Here is a 21,397-nt window from a genome sequence, read left to right on the forward strand (position 1 = left end):
TACGTGCCTCCTGTCGAACCGTTGTTCCATTCACCGCCGCCGGGTACCGACAGCGCGCCGCATTGCGATTGAATTCTTCGTTCTCGGCGGCGGAAGTTGTCACTTCGATAAACAAGCCCGGCAGCGTAAACGGCTTGGATTGGCATGACCAGAAGAAATCCCACACCTTGCGCGCGGCTGTCAGCCGACCACCGCAACCTGGCCCAGCCATTGCCGCCAGCCACCGCTATCGGTGATGTCCGGCGCGGCAGCGGCGGCGTGCGCCTCGCACAGGAAGCCGGTGACCCAGCGCCCATCTGCCAGCTCCACCTTGCCGATCGCCATCGGCGCGGCGATGCCGGCCATGAAGCCGCCGAGGGCGCTGGCGGGCAATTCCCACAATTCCCCGGCGATGCCGGCGCCGCCGCTCTCCCGCCGCAGCAGGCCGGGGCGCGGCGGATCGAGCCGGTCCAGCGCGTAGAGCCGGTAGCGCGGCGCGGTCTCGATCTCGCCGATCAGCCGACCGCCGCGCCCCGCCAGGTCGCCGCTCAAGGGCAGGCCGCGCATATGCGCGCCGAAAACCGCCAGCTCGATCCGGTCGGCGGCAAGCGCCGTCCCCGTCGCACCAGACATGGCAGGCAGCGGCCGGTTCGTGGCGCCCATCGGCACGCCGACGGCGGCATGCAGCGCGCCGCCCAGCGACAGCAGCGCCGCATCGTGGAAGGCCGGGGCGAACAGGGTGACGCCGAAGGGCAGCCCGTCCGGCTGGAAACCCGCCGGCACCGCCACGGCAGCGTAATCCAGCAGATTCATGAAGTTGGTGTAGTAGCCAAGCTGGCTGTTCAGCCGCACCGGATCGGCCTCCACCGCATCGATCCGGTGGATCGTGCCGGCGGTCGGGGTGAGGATGGCGTCGACCTTGTCCCACACCGGGGCGACCTGCCGCGCCAGGGCGCGCAGCGCATAGCTGGCCTGGAAGGCGTCCACCGCGCTATGGCGATGGCCGCCCTCGACGATGTCGCGCACCACCGGATGACCGGCCACCGGATTCTCCGCCAGGAACGCGCCGACCGCCGCCGTGCGCTCCGCCACCCAGGGGCCGTCATAGAGCAGCCGGGCGGCGGCCAGGAAGGGTTGCAGATCGACCTCCACCAGCGTCGCCCCCAGCGCCTGGCAGCGCCGCATGGCGGCTTCGAACAGGCCCGGCGTGTACGGATTATCGAAAAAGGCGAGATCCTGCGGGCGCGGCACACCCAGCCGCAGGCTGCCCCAGCCCGGCAGGCCGGGCGGCGCGGCGGGAGCTTGGCGCGAGAACGGCTCGGCCGCATCATATCGCCCGGCGACGGCGGCGACCGCGGCCGCATCGGCGCAGGACAGCGCGAACACGGTCACGCAATCCAGCGAGCGACAGGCCGGCACCACGCCGCGCGGGCTGACCAGGCCCAGGCTGCCCTTCCAGCCGACGATGTTGCAGAACGCCGCCGGCACCCGGCCGGAGCCCGCCGTATCGGTGCCCAGCGAAAAACTGACCGCCCCGGCCGACACCGCAATGGCCGAGCCGGAGCTGGAGCCGCCGGACACATAGGCCGGATCGAACGGATTACGGCCCGGCCCATAAGGCGAGCGCGCACCGACCAGCCCGGTGGCGAACTGGTCCAGATTAGCCTTGCCGATCAGGATGGCGCCGGCTTCCCGCAACACGGCGACCGAGGCGGCGTCCTCGGCCGGCACATAGGCGAATTCCGGGCAGGCGGCGGTGGTCGGTAGATCGGCAACGTCGATATTGTCCTTCACCGCGAAGGGCACGCCATAGAGCGGCAGGCTGGCTGGGTCGCGGCCGATGAGCCGGCCGGCATCGGCCAACACGTCGAATTCGTCGCGCAGCAATATCCAGGCATTGTTGGCTTCCAGCGCGCGGGCGCGGCGCAGCGCCTCGGCCGCCACCGCGCGGGGGTCGCCGCCGCCGGCATAGAATTCGGCGAGGGCCGCCAGATCGAAGGATAAATCAAGCATCGGACATCTCTTCCGGGGTGGAGCTGCGGTGGTCGCTGACGAAGCTGGCGCTGGCGGCGCTGACCACGATGACATGTGCGCGCGCCGCCCGGTCCGCCGTCTCCGCCTCGCCGCGCAGGATGGCGGTGACGATGGCGTCATGCTCGTCCCAGCTCTTGCGCAGGCGGCCCAGCACGTTGAACTGCGCGCGGCGGAACGGGGCCACCCGGCTGCGCGTGGTGGAGACCAGATCGGCCAGGTAGCCGCTATGGCAGCCTTCATAGAGCAGGCTGTGGAACTGCATGTTGAAGGCGGCGTACTCGTCCAGCGCGCCCTTATGCACCAGGTCGGCCGATTGCTGGTGCAGATCGCTCAGCGCCCGGCGCTCGCCGGCACTCATGCGCTGCGCGGCGAGGCGCGCGCAGGCCGCCTCCAGCTCCGCCATCGCCTCGAACATCTCGGTCAGGCGGTGGTCGGTGATGGTGGCGACGACGCAGCCGCGATTGGGCCGGCGCTCGGCCAGCCCCATGGCGGAAAGCTGGCCCAGCGCCTCGCGCACCGGCGTGCGGGAAACGCCGAATCGCTCCGCCAGCTTCGGCTCGTCCAGCTTCTCGCCAGGCGGCAGCAGTCCTTTCAGGATATCGTCGGCCAGGACGCGCACCATCTCGTCCACCGTGGTGCCGGCGCGCAACAGAGCGCGCCTTTGCTGCTGCATCATGCCGGCAGCCCCTCCCCCTGGTAAATCGCCGGCGGATGCGGAATCGCCTCCAGCAGCGTGCGCGTATACTGATGCTGGGGATCGTGCAGCACGCTTTCGGTCTGCCCCTCCTCCACGATACGCCCCTGGCGCATGACGATCACCCGGTCGCAGATCAGCCGCACCACGTTGAGATCGTGGCTGATGAAAAGATAGCTCATTCCCAGCTCGACCTTCAGGTCGGCCAGCAGATTCAGCACCACCGCCTGCACCGAGACATCCAGCGCCGCCGTCGGCTCGTCCAGGATCAGCAGCTTGGGGTCCAGCGCGATCGCCCGCGCGATGCCGACGCGCGCCTTCTGCCCGCCGGAGAGCTGATGCGGGAACCGGTCCAGCAATTCCTGCGGCAAGCCGACCAGGCGCGCCAGCTCCTCCACCCGGCCGCGCGCGGCGTCGCGGCGGATGCCGCCCAGGCGGAACAGCGGGTCGGCAATGGAATCGAAGGCGCTCCAGCGCGGATTCAGGCTGTCGGTCGGGTCCTGGAACACCATTTGCAGCTTGCCGCGCAGCGGCGAGCGGGCGAAGCGCGCGGCCGGCGTCGCGGCGATATCCTCCCCGGCGAAGCGGATCGCCCCCGAGGTCGGGTCGAGCAGCCGCATGACCATCGCCGAGGTGGTGGATTTGCCGCAGCCGCTCTCGCCCACCAGCCCCAGGCTTTCGCCCTCATGCACGGTGAAGGAGATGCCGTCGACGGCGCGGAAGGCGGCAGCGCCGCGCCGGCCGGAAAATTCCTTTACCAGGTCGCGCACCTCCAGCAGCGGCGCGCCCTGCGGCATCGGCGGCGGGGCCGGCTTCGGCTCCGGCAGCAGGTCGCGGACGTTGGAATCGAGGCGCGGCGTGGCCCGCAGCAGGCGCTTGGTATAGGCGTGCGCCGGGTCGCTGAAAAGGCTGGCGGCGCGCGCCTGCTCCACCACCTTGCCCTTCTCCATCACCACGATGCGGTCGCAATAGGCGGCGGCCAATCCCAGATCGTGGGTGATCAGGATGGTCGACATGCCGCGCGCCTGCGTCAGCTCCACCATCAGATCCATGACCGTCTTCTGCGTGGTCACATCCAGGCCGGTGGTCGGCTCGTCGGCGATCAGCAATTGCGGCCGGCAGGCGAGCGCGATGGCGATGACCACGCGCTGGCACATGCCGCCGGACAGCTCGAACGGATAGGCGTGGTAGCGCTCCTCCGGATTGGCGATCTTCACCGCGCGCAGGCTTTCGATCGCCGCCTGCTTGGCGGTGGAGCGCACGGCCAGCGCATGCTCGATCAGCACATCCTCGATCTGCCGCCCGATACTGCGGATCGGGTTCAGCGCCGCGCGGGGGTTCTGGAACACCATCGACATTTCGCGGCCGCGCAGCTCGGTCATCACCTTTTCCGGCGCCTTATCGATGGCGATGCCGCCGAAGGTGATGGCCCCCTCGGCGATCCGCCCGGCGCGGTCCAGAATGCGCATGACGGCGTAGGAGGTGACCGACTTGCCGGACCCCGATTCGCCGACGATGCCGACCGTCTCTCCCTTGCCGACGGCGATATTCACCCGCTCGATCGCCCTCACCGTGCCGCGCCGGGTGGCGAACTCCACCGTCAGGTCGCGCACGTCGAGCAACGGAATGGCGTTCATGATGCCCCCTCCCTTTACGTGCGCCGCAGCGGGTCGACCAGGTCCCGCAGACCGTCGCCCAGCAGATTGAAGGTGAACACCGCCAGCATCAGCGCGGCCCCGGGGAACAGCGCCAGCCACCATTCGCCCGACACGATGAAATTGGCCCCTTCGGCGACCATGATGCCCCATTCCGGCGTCGGCGGGCGCACGCCCAAGCCGATGAAGGACAGCCCGGCGGCATTCAGGATCGCCCAGCCCATGTTCAGCGAGATCTGCACCATCATCGGCGGCAGCGAGTTGGGGAAGATATGCATCGCCAGCACCCGCAGATCGCTGTTGCCCGACAGCTTGGCCGCCTGCACGAAGCCGGATTCGCGCCGGACATTCACCTCGGCGCGGGCCATGCGGGCATAGAAGGGCAGGTTGATCAGCGCGGTGGCGTAGATCACGTTCTCGATGGTGTTACCGGCCGCCGCCACGATGCCCATCGCCAGCACGAACAGTGGGAAGGCCATGATGGTGTCCAGGCAGCGCCCGACGACGCGGTCGGTCCAGCCGCCATAATAGCCGGCCAGCGAGCCCAGCGCCGAGCCGGCGGCGAAGGACAGCGCCACGGCGGCGACGGAGATCGACAGATCAAGCCGGGTGGCGACAACGACGCGCGAGAACACATCGCGGCCCAGATGGTCGGTGCCGAACCAATGGCTCCAAGAGGGCGGCTGCAAGGCGCTGGCCCCGTCGGTCGCCAGCGGATCGTAGGGCACCAGCCAGGGGCCGAACAAAGCGGCCGTCACGAACATCATGAACAGCGCGAAGGCCACGGCGGTGACCGGGTTGCTGGCCAGCACATAGCGGAAATGCCGCCAGAAACTGTTGCGCCGCGACGCGGGGGTCGGATGGTCGGCGATGCTCGCCATGGCTCAATCCTCCAGCCGCAGGCGCGGGTCGACGAGGGTGTAGATGATGTCGATGGTCAGGTTCAGCGCCACGAACAGCAGCGCCATCGCCAGCACGAAGCCCTGCACGGCGGCATAGTCGGAGACCACCAACGCCTCGATGGCGTAGGAGCCGATGCCCGGCCAGGCGAACACCTTCTCCACCAGCACGTTGGCCCCCAGCGCGAAGGAGAACACCATGCCCAGCGTGGTAATGACCGGCAGCACGGCGTTGCGGAAGGCATAGCCGAACAACACCTTGCGGCGCGACAAGCCGGCCGCCCGCGCGGTGCGGATGAAGTCGCTGGCCAGCACCTGCAGCATGGCCGCGCGGGTCATGCGGGCGATGGGGGCCAGGGTGAACAGCGCCAGCGTCACCGCCGGCAGGATCAGATGCTGCAGGGCGCTCAGCGTCGCCTGGAGGTCGCCGGCGATCACCGTGTCGATCAGATAGAAGCCGGTCACCGGGTCGGGCGGCAGATAGAGGATGTCCAGCCGCCCCATCGGCGGCGGGGCCCAGCCCAGCAGGTAGTAGAACAGATAGACCAGCGCCAGGCCGGTGAAGAAGGTCGGCAGCGACACGCCGGCCGTCACCACGAAGCGGCACAGATGGTCGATCCAGCTATCCGGCCGGGTGGCCGCCAGCACGCCCAGCGGCACCGCCACGGCAATGGACAGCAGCAATGCTATCAGCGTCAGCTCCAGCGAAGCCGGCAACCGGGTGATCAGCTCCGTCAGCACCGGCTGACCGGTGGAGATGGAGGTGCCCAGATTCCCGGTCGCCAGATCGCCCAGATAGGCCAGGAACTGCACCGGCAGGCTGCGATCCAGCCCAAGCTGCTTGCGGATTTCCGCGATCGACGCCTCGTCCGCCGCCGGCCCGGCGAAATACACCGCCGGGTCGCCCGGCAAGGCCCGGGTCAGCAGAAAGGTGATGATCACGATGCCCGCGATGGCGGGCGCCGCCTGCAGCAGGCGACGCCCGATCAGCCGGGCCTTGGGCGGGATCGCGATAGCCATGCCGGTCCCTTACGCGGTCTTGAAGGTCAGCGTGCGGACATCCGGCATGCGGTGGAACCAGGCCTCGTAGCCTTCGACGCCCGGCCGCATGGCCACATCCAGGTTCGGCTGATACAGCGGGATGCGCGGCACTTCCTCGAACGCCTTGGCGATCATGCGCTTGATCTTCGGGGCATAGTCCGGATTGTCCATCGGCATGTGCAGCGTCTCGTTCACCAGCTGCATCATCTCCGCATCGTCATAGTTGGACGAGTTGAACAGGTTGCCCTTCACATAGGCCCAGAAGAAGTAATAGTCCGGCGTGTTCAGCCAGCCGCCGAAATTGTCGAGATGCAGCGGCAGCTTCTTCTCGACCAGCGCCACGGTGCGCCAGTTGGCGCCCGGAATCTTGTCGATGCTGGCCTTGATGCCGATCTTCGCCAGCCCTTCCTGGATCAGCAGCGCGGTCGGCTCGCCCCATTCCGCCGTGCCGAGATCGAAGGAGAGCGGCACCTCGAACCCGTCCTTGAAGGCGGTCTGCGACAGCAGCTCCTTCGCCTTGTCGTAATCGGTGGTGTAGGGGAAGGGCTGCGGCCAGGAAATATCCGACGGCTCGAAGCTCTTGCCGCCCCACATCTGCGCGCCGCGCTCATAGGCCGCGTTCTGGAAGATTTCCGCGTAGGGCACCGCATAGGCGACGGCCTGGCGCACCTTCTTGTCCTTGAACGGCTCGAAATTGAAGTTGGTGCAGAGCACGTGCAGGCAATTCTCGATCGGCGCGCCGACCACCTTCACGCTCTTCATCGCCGCCAATTCCTTGGCGTCCTTCGCCGGAATATCGTGCGACAGATGCACATCGCCGCGCTCGATCAGGGCACGCCGGGTCGATTGCGAGGGGATTTCGCGCACGATAATGCGCTTGGCCGCCGGCAACGGCCCGCCCTTCCAGGCATCGTTGCGGCTATAGACAAGCTGTTGGCCGGAATCCCAGCGCTCCACCTTGTACGCGCCGGAGCCGGCCGGGGTGCGATGCAGATACTCCATCGCCCAGGGGTCCTTCTCGGTCGCGTTCTTCTTGGCGAGCTTCGAGTTGATGATGAAGGGCACCGGCACGGCGAGGTCGGGCAGCGTCAGCTTCGACTGGCGCAGGAAATTGATCTTGAAGGTCTTGGCGTCGATAACCTCGAACTGCTCCGGCTTTTCCAGCGAGCCAGCCTTCATCTGCACGGTCGGGAAGCCACCCACGGTAACCGCCCGGTCGAGCGACCATTTCACATCCTCGGCCGTCACCGGGCTGCCGTCCCAGAAAGTCGCATCCTTCAGCTTGAAGGTGACGGAATTGCCGTCGGGCGCGATCTCCCAGCTTTCCGCCAGTTCGCCTTCCAGCTTGGAATAATCGTAGCTCAGCGTGCCGTCCGGCATGGTCTTGGTGCCGAAGGTTAGCAGCCGGTCATAGCAATTGACCGACACCTGATAGCTGGGCCGGTTGGTGCCGGTGCGGTGCAGGTCCAGGCTGTTGATCGTCGTGCCGGTCACCACGACCAGCGTATCGGCCACCGCCGCCGAGGCCGGCAGAACCTTCAGGAACGGCAGCATCCCCGCCCCGATCGCGGTCGCCGTTCCGGCCTTCAGAAAATCTCTCCGCTTCATGTGCAGTACCCCTTCGACTGTTGTTCTGCATCGAAGTGCATGCACTTATTGGGCCAATTTCTATGAGAGGATAAAATATAATATTTTCAATATATTATGCGAAACGATCTTAAGTCACCTCGCCGCCTCAAAATAAAACAACCGCCTATTTTTTATACAGCGATTAAAAATTAGGCGATTTGGCCATCTCAGCGGAACGGCGCCAGCGCGGCGGCGCGGGCGGCGGCGGGGCGCAGGGCCATGAAGCGGTCGCCGGCTTCCAGCATGGCGCGGCGGCCGGCGGGAGTGGCCAGCGCCGGTTCCGCGTCCTTCAAGGCGGCCAGCAGGTCGCTGCCCAGCGCATCGAATTGCGGACGCAGATCGCGGCCGAGGTCGAGCGCATCGGCGAAACGGCCCTGGCCGGCGGCTTTCCAATCGGCATGCAGCGATTCCTGCAAGGCGCGGCTGGCGGCGATCTGCGCCACGATGACGGCGCGCGCCAGCGCCGGGTCGATGCCTTCCGCGGTGGCGCGATTCACCGTCGCCTCGATCACCGCCTGCTCGCGCGGCACGTCCTGGATCGGCTGGCCGCTGTTCCATTTGGCGCGCGCGACTTCCACACCCAGGGCCAGCCGCCGGTCGAGCACGGCGGCGAGGCGGCCGGGCGCATCCTCCGGCGATGGGGCCGGCTGGGTCAGTGGGGCGGCGTGCGCCCAAATTGCCGGGCAGGTGGCGAACGGCAGGCCATAGAGGGCGGCACGCAGGAGGGTGCGTCGGCTGGCGATCATGGCGGCTTCCTTTATTTTTCTCCGGATATTCTTCAGCTCTGCGCCGCAGGGGGCGCGTCGCGCAGCCGGTCGAGCCGTATGACGTCGACACGCTTCCACTGCGCGCCCCAGTCGATCCCGCCGGTCTCGGTGACGATGATGTCGTAGGCGAAATGCAGCTCGCGATGCAACATGGCGCGGAGGGCGGCGTGTTCCTCCTCGGTCAGCGGCCGCTCCGGCACCACGAAGGCCTCGATCAGCCCATCGGCATATTGCACCAGGCGATGTTCGCGGATCGGCGCGACCTTGCGCCAATATTCCCCGGTCAGCGGGGCCAGGTAGAGCGAGCCGTCCGGCCGTTGCAGGAAGCTGCGCTGGCGCCCCCACAGCCGGCCGATCACCGGCAGGTTTATCCCGCAATCGCAGGGCGCGCCCCATTCCGCCACATCGCCGATGTCATAGCGGATGAGCGGCATGGCGAAACCGTGCAGGCCGGTCAGCAGCACCCGCCCCGGTATGCCGGGACCGCAGGGCCGCCCGGCATCGTCCACGATCTCGACCAGCAGCAGGGCCGACAGCGCATGGTAATGCGCATGCTTCGGGCATTGCAGCGCAATCCAGCCCAGCTCCTCGCAGGAATAGCGGTCGACGATGCGCGCGCCGCCAAACGCGCGCGCCGCCCGGGCGCGCAGTTCCGGCGTCACCGTCTCGCCGAAGGTGATGATCTGGCGCAGCGACAGCTCGCCGCCTGCCAGCTCGGCCAGCCGGGCCGCCATCGCCGGGGTGGTCAGCAGATAGGGCGGCCGCAGATCCTGCAGCCAGGCGGCGATATCCTCCGGCGAATGCTTCAGCAAATTACGGATATGGGACGGCCCGGTCTTGCCCAGCATCTGGAACAGCGGCCCCCAATGGGGCTGCGTGCCGTCCGGCATGTCCTTCACCACGGCCAGCGGCTGGCTGCCGTCGCGGCCATGCCAGTAATTCTCCACCAGCGACATCGCCTGGTATAGCGGCCGATAGGTCGGCTTATAACGCTCCACGGCCACCGGGCGGCCGGTCGAGCCGGAGCTGCGGGCGGTGGAGAGGGTCTGCGCCGTCATCTCCGGGCTGTGCGCGCGTATCGTCTCGGCATTTTCCTGCAATTCGGCGCGGGTCAGGATCGGCAGCCGGGCGAAGGCGCTCATGTCGCTCCCCTCCTCCGGCTGGAACCCCGCCGCCCGCAAGCGGGCCTGCCAGAACGGCGAATAGCGCCAGGCATGGCGCAGCAGCCCACGCAGATTGATCAACTGCCGCTGGCGCTGCTCGGCAACCGACAGCCGCTCGAACTGGCGGAACTGGTCGACGACATTCAGAATTTGCGCGAGCGCCGGATGGGGAATCGACGGAAACATGCGCCATCAATCGCCTGCCCGCAGGCAAGCGTCAACCGAAGAACGCAGCCTCGATTTTCGGCGATATCCAGCGCCGCCCTTACCTCAACTGCTCCGCATGATGGCGGATATGATCGCCGATGAAGCTGGCGATGAAATAGTAACTATGGTCGTAGCCCGGCTGGTGGCGGACATTCAGCGGAATGCCGGCCGCGGCCGCCGCGCCGACCAGCAGCTCCGGGCGGAGCTGTTCGGCCAGGAATTCGTCCGCCGTGCCCTGATCGATCAGGATCGGCCGGTCCCAGGCCGTGGTTTCAACCAGGCAAGTGGCGTCATAGGCCCGCCAGGCCTGGCGATCCGGGCCGAGATACTGCCCCAGCGCCTTCTGCCCCCATGGCACTTGGCTGGGCGCGACGATCGGCGAGAAGGCGGAGACCGAGCGGTACTTGCCCGGATTGCGCAGCGCGCAGACCAGCGCGCCATGCCCGCCCATGGAATGGCCGGTGATGCCTTGGCGTGCCGTATCAACCGGAAATTCCGCCGCGACCAGCCCCGGCAGCTCCTGCGTCACATAGCTGTACATCCGGTAGTGCCGCGACCAGGGCTCCTGCGTCGCATCGACATAGAAGCCGGCGCCGGAGCCGAAATCGTAGCTGTCATGCTCGCCCGGCAGGTCCAGCCCGCGCGGGCTGGTGTCCGGCGCGACCAGGATCAGCCCATGCTCGGCGGCGTAGCGCTGCGCGCCGGCCTTCACGGTGACATTCTCCCAGTTGCAGGTCAGGCCGGAGAGAAAATACAGCACCGGCAGCGTGCCGCCCGCCTCGGCCTGGGGCGGCAGATAGACGGCGAAATCCATCGCCGTCCCGGTCTCCGCCGACGGGTGGCGGTAGACGCCCTGCACGCCGCCGAAGCAGGCATGCTTCTTCAGGATTTCCAGGCTCATCAGAAGGTCACGACGCTGCGGATCGACTTGCCCTCATGCATCAGGTCGAAGGCGTCGTTGATCTTCTCCAGCGGCATGGTGTGGGTGATCATGTCATCGATATTGATCTTCCCCTCCATGTACCAGTCGACGATCTTCGGCACGTCGGTGCGGCCGCGGGCACCACCGAAGGCCGAGCCCTTCCACACCCGCCCGGTGACCAGCTGGAACGGCCGGGTCGAAATCTCCGTGCCGGACGGGGCGACGCCGATGATGACCGACTGGCCCCAGCCCTTGTGGCAGCACTCCAGCGCCTGGCGCATGGTGGTGACGTTGCCGATGCACTCGAAGGAATAATCCGCTCCGCCCTTGGTGAGGCTGACAAGGTAGGGCACCAGATCGCCCTCGACCTCCTTCGGGTTCACGAAATGCGTCATGCCGAATTTCTCGGCCATCGCCTTGCGGTTCGGGTTGATGTCGACGCCGACAATCATGTCGGCCCCGGCCAGCCGCGCGCCCTGCACGACGTTCAGGCCGATGCCGCCCAGGCCGAACACCACGACGTTGGAACCCGGCGTCACCTTGGCGGTATGGATCACCGCGCCCACCCCCGTGGTTACGCCGCAGCCGATGTAGCAGACCTTGTCGAACGGCGCGTCCTCGCGGATCTTCGCCACCGCGATCTCCGGCAGCACCGTATAGTTTGAGAAGGTGGAGGTGCCCATATAGTGCCAGACATCCTGCCCGTCGAGGCGGAATCGGCTGGTGCCGTCCGGCATCACGCCGCGGCCCTGGGTCTCGCGGATCGCCTGGCACAGGTTGGTCTTCTGGCTGAGGCAATATTCGCACTGCCGGCATTCCGGCGTGTAGAGCGGGATGACATGGTCGCCCTTCTTCACGCTGGTCACGCCCGGCCCGATATCGACCACAATGCCGGCCCCCTCATGCCCCAGAATGCAGGGGAACATGCCCTCGCTGTCCAGACCCGACAGGGTGTAGGCGTCGGTATGGCAGACGCCGGTGGCCTTGATCTCCACCAGCACCTCGCCTGCCTTGGGGCCTTCGAGATGGATGGTCTCGATGCTGAGCGGCTTCTTGGCCTCGAAGGCGACGGCGGCGCGGACTTGCATTTCGATACTCCTGGCTGGCAATTCTTTCGGCAGATCATACACGCCTGAACAGCAGTGTCAGGTTGTTCGCGGGCATCACGGCGATCTCCTCCAGGCGGAAGCCGCTGCGCGTCGCCAGCGGGACCACCTCGCCCTCCAGGCAGCGCACGCCCCAGCGCGGATCGCGGGCTTGCAGGCTGGCATCGAAGGCGGCGTTGGACTCCGCTGTATGCCGGCCCTCGCGTCGGTACGGGCCATAGAGCACCAGCGGCGCGCCAGTCGGCAGCAGGCGGGCAGCGCCAGCGAACAGCCCCTCGGCGGCTTCCCAGGGAGCGATATGGATCATGTTGCAGCAGAAGATGGCGTCGGCCCGCGTCACCGGCCAGGGATCGGCAGTGACGTCCAGCCGCAGCGCCGGGCGGATGCGCGCGCAGCCGCTGGCGCGGGCATGGGCGTCGATATCAGCCAGGGCGTCAGGCGAGTAATCGGTCGGCTGCCACTCCAGGCCCGGCAACTGCGGGGCCATATAGGCGGCATGCTCGCCGGTTCCGCTGGCGATCTCCAGCAACAGCCCCTCGGCCGGCAGGAAGCGGCGCAGCACCGCCAGCAGCGGCGCGCGGTTGCGCAGCGTGGCAGGGGCGTGGGCTGGAGTATATTCAGGCGCCGACGTGCCGGTCATGTCGATTCCTTCTTGTGCCAGTTCCAGGGGGCGGCGGGCGGTCCGGCCGGATTCATCTCGGCAGGATAGATCAGCTTGGCCAGGAACATGTCAATCGCAACGCCGTCTGTCGACAGCGGCAGAACCAGGGAATCGAAATAAAACGGCTCGCCGGCAATCAACCGCCGGCCGGTGGCGGAGATCGGCTCGCCCAGCGCCAGGGCGCGCTCGAACAGGTGCTGGCAAAAATCGCGGAAGGCAGGATCGGGCAAATCGTCGAAGGTGCGGCCGGTCAGATCGTAGCCGGCCCTTGAGGCGATCAAGTCGCCGATCAGGCGATAGCGGAATTGCAGCCGATCGCCCTGGTGCGGCGCGATCAGCATGACCGTGCCCAGATGCGGCCTGAACGCGGCCGGATCAATATCGGCGCGGGCGGGATAACGCCGTTCGCCCCGCAACGCTTCCCAGCGCGCAAGGAGATCGAGCAGATCGGGTGATTGGGTGTCGATATGCTCCCAGGCGGGCATGGAGCAACAATTGGCTACGGGCGGAATTGTTCCAGTTCGCGGCGGATCATGACAGGCGGCAAGCCGCTTCCCGGCATGAAAACGGCCGCCGACGCGGAAGCGCCGGCGGCCGGGATATTCTTCGCTTACGGACGGTCGCAGGGACCGTTGTTCAGCCCGTCATAAGTCCCCTGGGCGTTGGGATATTCCACCAGCACGACGGAGCCGTCGGCCGAGCAGGTGTTCAAGCCGGCGAAGCGGCCGCCGCCGCAGGCGCTCAGCATGCCCACGGCCAACACGACGATAAGGATGCGATACATGATGCTACCTTTCCTGGAAGCTCAGATGGGCCGGGTCAGAACTGCTTGCCGGGGGCGAAGGTCAGCAATTCCACGGAGTTGTTGTTGCGGAACTGGTAGACCACGCCTTCCTTATACACGTTCTGGCAGTATTGGTCGCCATCGCGGAACAGCTCCCAGGTCATGCACATCTGGCCATCCGGCATGATCTGCCACTTGCCCTTCTCCACGCCGGTCGGGCGCTTCAACTCTGCCGCGCCACCGGGGGCGACGTACATGGTGTAGGTCGCGCGCGAGCCGCTCATCTGCCCGGTGCCGGTGTTGCCAACCACGAGGCTCTGCACCTCGGCGGCGGTCAAGGGCGGGCCGGGCGGCAGGTTGACCGGCGGGCCCAACGGTTCCGGCTGGCCGGCGCAGGCGCCAACGGCGAGAAGCGAAGCGCACAAGATGAATTTCTTCATTTCTAGCTCCTGGAATTAGTGACGACGCGCGTTGATTGCCTGGTGTCCTGCGCGCCTTCGGAAACCCGACAGGCAGATAAACCCCACCCGTTGACCGGTAATCGTCCAATCGAGCCTATAACGCCTGGATATGCGAAACGGTTCCCTGGTGTGATTTAAAGAATATCCGCCAGGCGTTTTTATTGCGCGTCCCGCACCGCCCGCCACACCGTCTCCGGGGTCAGCGGGATATCGATATGCTCGACGCCCAGCGGGCGCAGCGCGTCGAGGACGGCGTTCATGATCGGCCCCGGCCCGCCGATCGAGGACACCTCGCCCACCCCTTTCGCGCCGATCAGGCTGTTCGGGCTGGCTGTCGGGGCCCAGCCATGGGCGATGGCCGGCACATCGTCGGCGCGCGGCATGGTGTAATCCATGAAGCTGCCGGACAGCAGCTGGCCGCTCTGCGGGTCGTAGCGCACCGCCTCCAGCAGCGCCTCGCCGACCGACTGGCCGATACCGCCATGAATCTGACCCAGCGCCGTCGCCTCGTTGATGACGCGGCCCAGATCGTCCACGCCGGTCCAGCGCAGGATTTTCACCCGTCCGGTCTCGGGATCGACCTCCACCTCCACCGCGTAAGCGCCGTTTGGGAAGGTGGTGTGCAGCCCCTCGAAATCGAGCTGGGCGATGCAGCCGGCCCCCATCTCCTCGTCGCGCGCCGTCGCCGGCAGGCTGTCCCACCCGGCGGCAACCTCGCCCAGGGCGATCTTGCGGTCGGTGCCGGCGATACGGAATTCGCCGAACCCGTATTCGATGTCGCGCGCCGAGGCTTCCAGCAGATGCCCGGCCACCGCCTTGGCCTGCTGGATCAGTTGCAACGCCGTGCGGTGCACCGTGTTGGCGGCAATCGGCATCAGGTTGGAACCGCCGGTGCCGCCGCCCTTCGCCAGGTAATCGCTGTCTCCCTGCTCGACGCGGATACGCCCGACCGGGATTTCCAGCGTCTCGGCCGCGACCATCGCCAGCGCCGTGCGATGGCCCTGGCCGGAATCCTGCGTGCCGCTGCGCACGATCACCGTACCGTCGGGTTGCGCGATGACCTCGCTGCGCTCCGCGGTCGAGCCGCCGGTGGCGTGCATGTGGAACGTCAGGCCCAGCCCGCGTTTAAGCCCGCGCGCCGCGCTCTCCGCCTTGCGGGCCGGGAAGCCGGCAATATCGCCGGCCGCCAGGATGCGCTCCATGATCGTCGGGAAGTCGCCGCCATCGTAGGTCTCGCCCATCGCCGTGCGATAGGGCAGGTCGGCCGGCGTCACCAGATTGCGGCGGCGTAGCTCCAGCCGGTCGATGCCCAGCCGGTCGGCTGCCACATCGATCAGCCGTTCCGTGGTGGAGACCGTCTCCGGCTTGCCAGCACCGCGATAGGCGTCGGTCGGCACGGCGTTGGTGAACAGCCCGCGCACCCGGTAATGCAGGCCCGGAATTCTATAGCAATGGCCGAAGACCCGCACCGCCCCCTTGGTCGAGGTGTTGGCCGCGACATGGTTGGTATGGGCCCCCATATCGGCCAGCGCGTCGATCCTGAAGGCCAGGAATTTGTAATCCTTGTCCAGCGCCAGCGCCGCCCGGTCGACGCGGCCCCGGCCCATAATGTCGGACACCATGCCCTCGGTGCGGCTGGACATCCAATGCACCGGCCGGCCGGTCGCCTTGGAGGCCACCAGCGCCAGAACCTGCTCCGGATAGGGCCAGATCTTCACCGCGAAGCTGCCGCCGACATCCTCGGTGACAACGCGCACCTTGTCGGTCGGCACGCCCAGGCAATCGGCCATGGCCGCGCGGATGCCGACCACCCCCTGGCTCGGCGTGGTGAGGCTGTAGCGGCCGGTGGCTTCATCATAGACGCCCAGCGCGCCGCGCGTTTCGATCGGGGCGATGACGATGCGCGGATGGCGCACCGTCAGCTCGACCACGTGGGCAGCCGCGGCGAAGGCGCGCTCGGTCTCCTCGCGGTTGCCGATATCCCAGTCGAACGAGATGTTGTCCGGCAGCTCCGGCCAGACTTTCGGCCCGCCTTCCGCCGCCGCCTCGACATCGATGACGGCCGGCAGCTCGTCGACATCCAGCACGATGGCTTCCAGCGCGTCGAGCGCCTGCTCCTCGGTCTCGGCGACGATGGCCGCCACCGGCTCGCCGACATAGCGCACCGCCTTGTCCGCCAGGATCGGCCGGTCGCGCGCAACCATCGCCGTGCCGTCGCTGTTCGGCGTCACCGCCGCCGGCTTCAGCGGGCCGACGCCCAGCCCGGCCAGGTCGGACGCCGTCAGCACCAGCCGCACGCCGGGCAGGCCGCGCGCCGCCGAGACATCCAGATGTCGGATCGTGCCATGCGCGCTGCTGGACCGCAGCACCACCATGGTCAGCGTGCCCGCCGGGCGACGGTCGGCGACATAGTTTCCCTTGCCGGTTAGAAGGGCTTCGTCTTCTAGGCGCAGCATCGGTCCCCGCAGCGGCTGTGACATTCCGCCTGCGTTCTTACGGACGAACCGCGCGCCGCACAAGTCCCCCTGGGAGGGCCGTCATTGAAAGGCGAAAAGCAAATAGCCAGCGGCTCGCAATCGGATTGAAACCAATTCTGACATACACCTTTTGGGATGTATTTTGAGTTTCAGGCGGCCTGAAGTTCACCTAGCATGAGGTGGGGTTCAAAAAGGGAGGGGGAGAGCAATGACCAAGCGAAATGGGAAGCCGGGTATTGCGCGGCGCGATTTCCTGGCCGGCGCAAGCGCGCTGGGGCTGGGCCTGGCGGGGCTGCCGCTGCTGCCGAAAGCGGCGGTGGCGCGGGTAGCGCGAGAGGCGGCGCCGGCCGGGGCCGCGATAGCGCGGCTGGCGATCTATCCGGCCATCGGCATCTGCCGGGTTGGCGGCAGCCAGCAATGGTTCCTGGCCCCCGAAGTGCCGGGCCTGCCCTCGCGGCCGGAAGGCGGCTTCAAGGATGGCGAGCAACTCATCAAGAAGCAGGTGCAGCGCTTCCGCGTCTATGCGTTCGACGATCAGGGCCGGGTGATCCGCGAGATCACCGCCGCCGAGGCGACCATCGAATGGACCGTGCATGTCGCCAACACCAAGGCCGCCTGGTACGGTTTCAACAACCCGCTGGATAATGGCGATCTGGCCCCCGGCCTGCCGGGGCAGATGCGCAACCAGTACTTCGTCTCCGACAAGCAGCGCGCCGAGATGCTGGTGATCGACGGCGGCCAGCACAGCATTACGGGGGCCAGCACCAATCCCGCCGGCACCGATGCGGCCCACGCCATGGGCGGTGTGTTCTACGGCACCGAGCCGGTCGGGCTGGGGCATCTGCGCACCGATTCGGCTGGTCGGCTGCTGGTCTTCCCGCCCGACGGCGTGTCGAACAGCCCGGTCGGCAGCGGCATCACCAGCTTCGCCGACAATGATGGCTGGCACGATGACTGGTGCGACGGCCCGGTGAAGGCGACGGTCACGCTGGCCGATGGCGTGAAGCGCGAGGCCGCCTCCGCATGGGTCGCCAGCGTCGGCCCGAATTTCGCGCCGGAGATTCCGCCGGTCACCACCCTCTATGACGTGATCGAGGATCTGAACGTCGCCGAGGGCTGGAGCCCGCGCCCCGCCACGCCTCTTTCGTTCCGCAAATATATCTACCCGACCTTCCGCCGGCTGGCGCTGATGGAATGGGTGGCCAGCTCCGCCAATCTGCAGGCCGGCTGGCTGGATATCGGCGATTTCTCCGACCCTGCCTATATCGCCCGGCTGGCCGATCCCAGCCCGGCGAACCGGGCGCTGCGCGCGCATGTGTTCTCCAAATTCCGGAATCCGAACAACCATGGCGACGAAGCCTATAAGGAGGAGCGGCTGAAGCTGCCCTACATGCTGGGCGATGGCATCAATTACGATGGCAGCCCGCTGCAATGGTTCCAGTTTCCGGCGCTGCAATATTCCTATCTGGAGCAATGGGCGGCCGGCGATTTCGTGAACGACCTGAACGATTCCGCCGCCGACGCCATCGAGGCCATCGAGCAGGTGCCGCTGGCCGACCAGCCCTTCGCCTTGACCGAGGCGGCGCTGGAACCCTGCTCCGGCGGCGCGTTCCATCCCGGTGTGGAGCTGACCTATTATCTGCGGCTGAAGCCGATGTATGCCCGCGCCAACGGCCAGGACCCCGAGCCCTTCCGCCTGGCGCTGGGCGACCGCCCCAGCCTGATACAGAATGTCGGCCGGCTGCTGACGCCGGAGATCGCCTTCGCCGGCGGCAATGGCGCGCCGCCGCCCATCGGCCCGCAAATGCCGGGCGACCTGACGCGCTGGATGGGCCTGCCCTGGCAGTGCGACGCCTTCAGCTGCCAGCAGGTGGTGATGCAGGAGGATTTCCCCACCGCCGTGTGGTGGCCCGCCCTGCTGCCCATCGACGTGCTGCCGGAGAAATATTACCAGGAACTGCTGCGCGCTGACCTGCCGGCCGAGCAGCGCTTGAAATTCTACGAAAACCGCGTCGCCTGGTCGCGCGGCGTGGCCGGCATCGGCTACCATGCCGACGCCAGCTATTGGGACGGCATCACCAACATGATCACCCTGTGGCAGCGCATGGGCTTCGTGGTGAAGCGCCCCGGCCCGACCGACAAGGACAAGCCGGCGGCGATTCCATCCGAACTGTTCGTCGAGGTCGGGCGTGGCAATATGGAGATGCGGTTCAACTGGAAACCGACCGACGGCATGCTGCCTAAGTGACCGTGCAAGCAACCGCGCAGGAACCCGGCGATGTCGCCGTTCTGGGCGGCGGCATCGCCGGTGCGGCGGCCTGCGTGGCTCTGGCCCGGCTGGGCCACGCGCCGCTGTGGATCGCCCCCGCCAAGCCGGCAGCGGATCGCATCGGCGAAACGCTGGCACCGGCCGCCCGCACGATCCTGGCCGATCTGGGTCTGGCCACCCTGCTCGACTCGCCGCACCACCGGCCGGCCAATGCGGTGTACTCGGCCTGGGGCAGCGACAGGCTGACGGAGCGCAGCGGCATGCTGCATCTGGAAGGGCCGGGGCTGGTGCTCGACCGCCCGGCCTTCGAGGCCCAGATGCGCGCGGCGGCGCTGGAAGCCGGCGCCCAGCCCATCGACAGCGCCGTGAATACCGTCGAGCGCGCGGCGGGGTCATGGGCGCTGACGCTGGCCGACGGGCAGCGACGAACCGCCCGCTTCCTGATCGATTGCACCGGCCGGGCGGGCATGCTGGCCCGCCGGCTGGCGGCGCACCGGCTGGCGGCGCACAGGCGGGCTGACCGTCTGGTCTGCGCCCATGCCTTCCTGCGGCAGCGCGACAATGAAGTGGAGCCGACACCGGCAACGCTGATCGAGGCCGTCGCCGATGGCTGGTGGTATGCCACACTGCTGCCCGACCGGCGGCTGGCCCTGGCCTATTTTTCCGATCCCGACCTGCTGCCGCGCGGCCTGTCGCGGGACGCCGATTCCTGGCGGCGGCTGGCGGCGACGACACTCTATATCCGGCAATGGCTCGACAGCGCCGGCTACAGCCCGGATACGCCGCCGGCCCTGGCCAGCGCCGGCACCACCTGGCTGGAGCCAGCCGCCGAAGGGGCAGCCGGAACCGGCTGGGCCGCGGCCGGCGATGCGGCTGCGGCTTTCGACCCGCTTTCCTCGCATGGCATCACCACCGCGCTCTGGTCGGCCCGCGCCGCCGCCCGCGCCGCCGGGTCAGCGCTGCGCGGCGACATAGAGCCACTGGCCGCCTATGCCGACGCCGTGGCGCGCGGCGTCGCGGATTTCCGCCGTCAACATCTGATGCTGCACGCCCGCGAGACGCGCTTTGCCGACCGGCCCTTCTGGCAACGCCGGAATGGCGGCGGCTATGCAGCCGCCCAGCAGGCCGCCTCGGTCGCGAACCACTCATAGGTCCAGCGCAGGCCGACAGGCAGGTCGATGTACGGACTCCAGCCCAGCGCCCGCAGCCGGCTGCAATCCAGCAGCTTTCGCGGCGTCCCCTCCGGCCGGTCGGCATCGAAGCGGAGACGGCCGCGATAGCCGGCGATGTCGGCAAGCGTCCCGGCCAGATCGCGGATGCTGCATTCCTCGCCGGAGCCGACATTCAGCAACCCCTGCCAGGCCTGCGCATGGTAGGCCGCCGCCGGCATCGCCATGACATGCAGGCAGGCATCCGCCAGATCGTCGACATGCAGGAATTCGCGCCGGGCCGCCCCGCTGCCCCATATCGTCACTTCCGGCGCGCCCTGTTCCACAGCCGCATGGAAACGGCGAATCAGCGCCGGGATCACATGCCCGGCCTCGACATCGAAATTATCGCCGGGGCCATAGAGGTTGGTCGGCATGAGGCAGCGATAATCCCGGCCATGCTGGCGGTTCAGCGCCTCGCACAGCGCAATGCCGGCGATCTTGGCGATGGCGTAAGGCGCATTCGTCGGCTCCAGCGGGCCGGTCAGCAGCGCTTCCTCGCCTATCGGCTGGTCGGCCAGGCGCGGATAGATGCAGGAGGAGCCGAGGAACAGCAACGTCTCCACGCCGGACCGATGCGCCGCCTGGATAAGCGTCGTCGCAATCGCCAGATTGTCGTGGAGAAAATCGGCCGGGGCCGCTTCATTCGCCGCGATGCCGCCGACCCGCGCGGCGGCGATCCAGACTTCCTGCGGGCGGTGGGCGGCGAGAAAGGCTTCCACCTGATCCTGCCGCCGCAGATCGAGCGTCGATCGCTCCGCCGTCAGCAGGTCGATATCAGCCCGCCCCCGCAGCCGTCGGCGCAACGCCGCGCCGACCATGCCGCGGTGGCCGGCCAGGAAAATCCGCCGCGCCATCTTAAGGGACGGCCGCTTGCGGCCAAGGCATCGATGCCGTCTCTCGCCGCATCGGCCCTCCATCGCATTGGTTGGATATTCCTGAAAATATCAATCAATGCGGGAGGACCTGCAAGAGGGAACGCTATGCCGCGCGAACGCCGGAAAGGAATTCCTCAACGGCCTGGCGCAGGCGCTGGGATTGCTGCGCCAGATTGCCGGCCGAAGCGGTAACCTGGTCGGCGGCGGCGCCGGTTTCCCCGGCGGCTTGCGTCACGCTGGCGATGGTGGTGGAGACTTCCTGCGTGCCCCGCGCTGCCTCAAGAACGTTGCGGGAGATTTCCTGGGTCGCCGCGCCCTGCTCCTCGACGGCGGAGGCGATGGCGGCGGCAATCTCGTTGATCCGGTTGATGGTGCCGCCAATGCCGCGGATCGCGGCCACCGCCTGCGTGGTCTCGCTCTGGATGCCGCCGATCTGCTGGCCGATCTCCTCCGTCGCCTTGGCGGTCTGGGTGGCGAGGTTCTTCACCTCCGAGGCGACAACGGCGAAGCCCTTGCCGGCCTCCCCGGCGCGCGCCGCCTCAATGGTCGCGTTCAGCGCCAGC

General features: G+C 67.6%; 19 protein-coding genes. 2 read left to right on the forward strand and 17 right to left on the reverse strand.

Annotated elements, in window-relative coordinates; genetic code table 11:
* Positions 1-180: 180 nt before the first annotated feature.
* The 15 genes from atzF to AUP43_RS09210 all read right to left on the reverse strand — a co-directional run bounded on the left by atzF (position 181) and on the right by AUP43_RS09210 (position 16,482).
* Positions 181-1,992 carry an allophanate hydrolase gene (gene atzF, locus AUP43_RS09145; RefSeq protein ID WP_067555522.1) on the reverse strand — a complete coding sequence of 604 codons (1,812 nt, stop codon included), beginning with the start codon at positions 1,990-1,992 and terminating at the stop codon, positions 181-183.
* On the reverse strand, positions 1,985-2,689 hold the full coding sequence (locus AUP43_RS09150; protein ID WP_067555526.1) for a GntR family transcriptional regulator: 705 nt from the start codon (positions 2,687-2,689) through the stop codon (positions 1,985-1,987). Before AUP43_RS09150 ends, atzF begins: the two co-directional genes overlap by 8 nt.
* Positions 2,686-4,344: a dipeptide ABC transporter ATP-binding protein gene (locus AUP43_RS09155; protein WP_067555529.1), complete on the reverse strand. Its 1,659-nt coding sequence runs from the start codon at positions 4,342-4,344 to the stop codon at positions 2,686-2,688. The genes AUP43_RS09150 and AUP43_RS09155 overlap by 4 nt, the downstream gene beginning before the upstream one ends.
* Before the next feature lie 14 nt (positions 4,345-4,358).
* Positions 4,359-5,243 (reverse strand): ABC transporter permease, encoded by an 885-nt coding sequence (locus tag AUP43_RS09160; RefSeq protein ID WP_067555535.1) that lies wholly within the window; start codon positions 5,241-5,243, stop codon positions 4,359-4,361.
* A 3-nt stretch (positions 5,244-5,246) separates the two neighbouring features.
* Positions 5,247-6,281 (reverse strand): ABC transporter permease, encoded by a 1,035-nt coding sequence (locus AUP43_RS09165; protein ID WP_067555537.1) that lies wholly within the window; start codon positions 6,279-6,281, stop codon positions 5,247-5,249.
* Between the two features lie 9 nt (positions 6,282-6,290).
* Positions 6,291-7,910 carry an ABC transporter substrate-binding protein gene (locus AUP43_RS09170; RefSeq protein ID WP_067555541.1) on the reverse strand — a complete coding sequence of 540 codons (1,620 nt, stop codon included), beginning with the start codon at positions 7,908-7,910 and terminating at the stop codon, positions 6,291-6,293.
* 188 nt (positions 7,911-8,098) lie between these two features.
* The gene (gene aroQ, locus AUP43_RS19225; RefSeq protein ID WP_067555544.1) at positions 8,099-8,677 is read right to left on the reverse strand and encodes a gamma subclass chorismate mutase AroQ; all 579 of its coding nucleotides are present in this window, start codon (positions 8,675-8,677) and stop codon (positions 8,099-8,101) included.
* 32 nt (positions 8,678-8,709) lie between these two features.
* Positions 8,710-10,047: a phenylacetate--CoA ligase family protein gene (locus AUP43_RS18970; RefSeq protein WP_067555548.1), complete on the reverse strand. Its 1,338-nt coding sequence runs from the start codon at positions 10,045-10,047 to the stop codon at positions 8,710-8,712.
* Between the two features lie 79 nt (positions 10,048-10,126).
* A complete protein-coding gene (gene fghA, locus AUP43_RS09185) occupies positions 10,127-10,969 on the reverse strand; it encodes an S-formylglutathione hydrolase (RefSeq protein ID WP_157089294.1) in 843 nt (280 codons plus the stop codon).
* The gene (locus AUP43_RS09190) at positions 10,969-12,078 is read right to left on the reverse strand and encodes an S-(hydroxymethyl)glutathione dehydrogenase/class III alcohol dehydrogenase (protein ID WP_067555550.1); all 1,110 of its coding nucleotides are present in this window, start codon (positions 12,076-12,078) and stop codon (positions 10,969-10,971) included. Before AUP43_RS09190 ends, fghA begins: the two co-directional genes overlap by 1 nt.
* 34 nt (positions 12,079-12,112) lie before the next feature.
* Entirely contained in the window at positions 12,113-12,736 is a 624-nt protein-coding gene (locus AUP43_RS09195) for a DUF938 domain-containing protein (protein WP_067555552.1), read from the reverse strand.
* Positions 12,733-13,242 carry a PAS domain-containing protein gene (locus tag AUP43_RS09200; protein ID WP_067555556.1) on the reverse strand — a complete coding sequence of 170 codons (510 nt, stop codon included), beginning with the start codon at positions 13,240-13,242 and terminating at the stop codon, positions 12,733-12,735. Before AUP43_RS09200 ends, AUP43_RS09195 begins: the two co-directional genes overlap by 4 nt.
* Positions 13,243-13,367: 125 nt before the next feature.
* Positions 13,368-13,541 carry a hypothetical protein gene (locus AUP43_RS18975; RefSeq protein ID WP_157089295.1) on the reverse strand — a complete coding sequence of 58 codons (174 nt, stop codon included), beginning with the start codon at positions 13,539-13,541 and terminating at the stop codon, positions 13,368-13,370.
* Between the two features lie 35 nt (positions 13,542-13,576).
* The gene (locus AUP43_RS09205) at positions 13,577-13,981 is read right to left on the reverse strand and encodes a hypothetical protein (protein WP_067555559.1); all 405 of its coding nucleotides are present in this window, start codon (positions 13,979-13,981) and stop codon (positions 13,577-13,579) included.
* Positions 13,982-14,160: 179 nt separating this feature from the next.
* Complete coding sequence (locus AUP43_RS09210) at positions 14,161-16,482, reverse strand: xanthine dehydrogenase family protein molybdopterin-binding subunit (RefSeq protein ID WP_232314982.1); 2,322 nt, start codon at positions 16,480-16,482, stop codon at positions 14,161-14,163.
* Positions 16,483-16,687: 205 nt separating this feature from the next.
* On the opposite strand from AUP43_RS09210, the gene goxA reads away from it, so the two are divergent.
* Both goxA and goxB read left to right on the forward strand, forming a co-directional pair.
* Positions 16,688-18,727 (forward strand): CTQ-dependent glycine oxidase GoxA, encoded by a 2,040-nt coding sequence (gene goxA / locus AUP43_RS09215; RefSeq protein ID WP_198154865.1) that lies wholly within the window; start codon positions 16,688-16,690, stop codon positions 18,725-18,727.
* Positions 18,724-19,899, forward strand: coding sequence for a glycine oxidase maturase GoxB (gene goxB / locus AUP43_RS09220; protein WP_067555567.1), 1,176 nt, complete (start codon positions 18,724-18,726; stop codon positions 19,897-19,899). Before goxA ends, goxB begins: the two co-directional genes overlap by 4 nt.
* On the opposite strand, the gene AUP43_RS09225 is transcribed toward goxB, so the two are convergent.
* Both AUP43_RS09225 and AUP43_RS09230 read right to left on the reverse strand, forming a co-directional pair.
* The gene (locus tag AUP43_RS09225) at positions 19,854-20,813 is read right to left on the reverse strand and encodes a GDP-L-fucose synthase family protein (protein ID WP_067555570.1); all 960 of its coding nucleotides are present in this window, start codon (positions 20,811-20,813) and stop codon (positions 19,854-19,856) included. The genes goxB and AUP43_RS09225 overlap by 46 nt on opposite strands.
* A gap of 124 nt (positions 20,814-20,937) precedes the next feature.
* The coding region (locus AUP43_RS09230; protein ID WP_232314984.1) for a methyl-accepting chemotaxis protein at positions 20,938-21,397 on the reverse strand (460 nt) is incomplete at its 5' end.

The organism is Oceanibaculum pacificum (assembly GCF_001618175.1).
Classification (GTDB): domain Bacteria; phylum Pseudomonadota; class Alphaproteobacteria; order Oceanibaculales; family Oceanibaculaceae; genus Oceanibaculum; species Oceanibaculum pacificum.